Origin of the sequence: Sphingomonas sp. Ant H11, assembly GCF_000797515.1 — a bacterium.
In the GTDB taxonomy this organism is placed as follows: Bacteria; Pseudomonadota; Alphaproteobacteria; order Sphingomonadales; family Sphingomonadaceae; genus Sphingomonas.
Map to the genome: position 1 here is coordinate 1 of NZ_JSBN01000194.1, position 2,677 is coordinate 2,677.

At 68.4% G+C, this 2,677-nt stretch carries 1 protein-coding gene and 2 pseudogenes; 1 reads left to right on the forward strand and 2 read right to left on the reverse strand.

What is annotated here, in order from left to right; all coding sequences use genetic code 11:
* The first annotated feature begins 41 nt into the window (after positions 1 to 41).
* Positions 42 to 883, forward strand: a pseudogene (gene rsmA / locus NW75_RS21385) (16S rRNA (adenine(1518)-N(6)/adenine(1519)-N(6))-dimethyltransferase RsmA).
* Positions 884 to 905: 22 nt separating this feature from the next.
* Here the strand turns inward: rsmA and NW75_RS24105 are convergent.
* Both NW75_RS24105 and NW75_RS21390 read right to left on the reverse strand, forming a co-directional pair.
* Positions 906 to 1,412 (reverse strand): tetratricopeptide repeat protein, encoded by a 507-nt coding sequence (locus NW75_RS24105; RefSeq protein WP_081988865.1) that lies wholly within the window; start codon positions 1,410 to 1,412, stop codon positions 906 to 908.
* Positions 1,413 to 1,472: 60 nt separating this feature from the next.
* Positions 1,473 to 2,618, reverse strand: a pseudogene (locus tag NW75_RS21390) (RsmB/NOP family class I SAM-dependent RNA methyltransferase); the annotation flags it as partial.
* Between the last annotated feature and the right edge of the window lie 59 nt (positions 2,619 to 2,677).

Sequence of the window (2,677 nt, forward strand, 5' to 3'; positions counted from 1 at the left end):
CTGGCGGGCGAGGCAGCCGAGCGCCGCGCTGCCGCCGACGCGTGAGCCAGCCCGCTTCGGTGCCCCCGCGCCCCGACCTTCCACCACTGCGCGACGTTATTGCACGCTACGGTCTGAATGCGAGCAAGGCGCTTGGGCAGAATTTCCTGCTCGATGCGCAATTGCTGGCGCGGATCGCACGGATTCCCGGCGACTTGAACGACGCCGAAGTGCTGGAGATTGGCCCCGGCCCCGGCGGCTTGACCCGCGCCTTGCTGGCGGCGGGTGCTCGCGTCACGGCGATCGAACGCGATCATCGCTGTATCCCCGCGCTGGCTGAACTGGGCGAGGCGTTTCCCGGCAAGCTGCGCGTGATCGAGGGCGATGCGCTGGAGATCGACGCCGCATCGCTGTTCGAGGGCAAGCCGCACATCGCCTCCAACCTGCCTTATAATATCGGCACGGCGTTGCTGGTACGCTGGCTGTCGGCGGAGTGGGCTCCGTGGTGGCAAAGCCTGACCTTGATGTTCCAGCGCGAGGTGGCCGACCGCATCGTCGCGCCAACCGACGGCGAGGCGTATGGGCGGCTTGCGGTGCTCGCGCAGTGGCGGTCGCGTGCCACGCTGGCGATGCCGGTTCACCGCTCGGCTTTCACCCCACCGCCCAAGGTGATGTCGGCGGTGGTGCATATCGTGCCCGCAGACGCGCCTGAGGGCGTGCGCTTCGCGACGCTGGAGCGGCTGACGGCCGCTGCGTTCGGGCAGCGTCGCAAGATGCTCCGGCAAAGCCTCAAAGGCGTTACTGGTGCGCTTGAGGCGCTGGAGCGGGTTGGCATCGACCCAACGCGGCGCGCCGAGACCGTCAGCGTCACCGAGTTCGTCGCTTGGCGCGCGCGCTGGGCTAGTCGCTCCTCCCCGTTCCGGGGTTCAGTCTTTCTTGGGAGCTGCCGCCGGTGCCGCTGCTGCGGCCGTTACGATGGGTGGCCCCTTCGCGATCGATGCCGTCAGCGCGGCTACCTCGGGACAAGGCCGCTTGCCACACACCGTCTTGATCCGCGCGAGATTTTCGCGCGCGCGCGCGACTGCGCCTTTGGCGACCAGCGCCTCGCCCTGTCCGCTCAAGGCAACGACGTCATTGGGATCAAGCGATAACGCCTCGCGATACAAGCGGATCGCCTTGCCCGGCAGGCCGCGTGTCTTGGCCACTTCCGCGAGCGTCACGAACGCACCGCGATTGCGCGGATCGACCGCAAGCGCGCTTTCCAGCGTGTCGGTCGCGGCGTCGAGATTGCCCGCCGCCTGCAGCGCCCGACCGCGCGCGAGCAGCGCCATCGACCGCCCGTCGATCGTATCCTCACCGCGTTGTCCCTGCACCGCAGTCGCAACGGTGAGCAGCGTCAGCGCAGCGGCGACGGCGACAGACGTATAACGCATGAGATACTCCAGCTTTGGCACGACGACAGAGCTATCACGCGTGTTGCAATCGCGCGACAAAAACCCGTCGGTCGCATCGTGTGCCGGAGTCAGCCGCGTGCCCGCGCCATGCGCGCGTCCTGCTCCCAGATCGAGCGACTGCGCGCGCCACCCCGGATTGGCCGCGAGGAATGCCGCGACTTGCCCAGCCCCTTCTTCGTCGAGCAGCGAACAGACGATGTAGACGAGGGTGCCGCCCGGCTTGACCAGCGTCGCGCCGACTTCGAGGACATGGCGCTGCGTTTCGACCAGCCGCTCGATCCTGTCCGGGGTCAGCCGCCAGCGCGCCTCGGGATTGCGCCGCCACGTGCCGGTGCCCGAACAGGGGGCATCGATCAGCACGCAATCGGCGCTGCCGAGCCAATCGTCGAGCATCTCGACTTCGCGTCCGGGATTGAGCCGCCGCGTTTCGATGATCCCGGCGCGCGCGCGTTCCGCCCGCGGGGCAAGGCGGGAGAGGCGGGCGCGATCAGTATCGGTGGCGAGCAGGGCCCCCTGCCCGCCCATCGCCGCCGCAAGCGCCAGCGTCTTGCCGCCTGCGCCTGCACACAGATCGACGATACGCTGGCCCGGCTGGGCCCGCGCAGCGAGCGTGACGAACTGGCTGCCTGCATCCTGCACTTCGATCGCACCATGATTGTAGGCCGGGAGTTGTTCGACCTGCGTGCCAGAGGGCAGACGCAACCCGTTTGGCAACCCGGCAATCGGCTCGGCTCCCTCAATCTCGATCACTTCGTCGATCACGCGGTTGATCCGCGCATCGAGCGGCGCGCGGTCGATCAGGGCCGGAAATTCGGAATCATCCAGCCCCGATTGGCGCAAGCGATCGAGGATCCAGTTGGGCGCGATGCCGGTCTTGGCCGGGGTTTCGCTCGGTCCGATCACTGCCGGGCCGTGGCCGACGCCGTCAAAGGTCGCGGCAAGTTCCGGGTCCGCCTTGGCCAGCGCCAGCAACGCCGCGCGGCCCGAGGCCGGACGTTCGCCGAGTGCCCGGATCGCGGCATAGACCAATTCGCGCACCGCGCGCCGGTCCTTCGATCCAGCATAACGCCGCGTCGCAAAGTAGCGCGCGACGATCGTATCCGCCGCCGCCCCCGAATCGCGTGCGCCCGCGATGATCTGGTCGAGCAGTTCGATCGCGGCTTGGGTGCGGGCAGATGGGGTCATGGCATCTTTCTCCCTCTCCCCTTCAGGGGAGAGGGTCGGGGAGAGGGGGACGCAACGGG

What these genes read in the sequence shown, in the direction of transcription:
- NW75_RS24105 (WP_081988865.1), bottom strand. Translation starts at nt 1,412, where the DNA reads ATGCGTTATACGTCTGTCGCCGTCGCCGCTGCGCTGACGCTGCTCACC.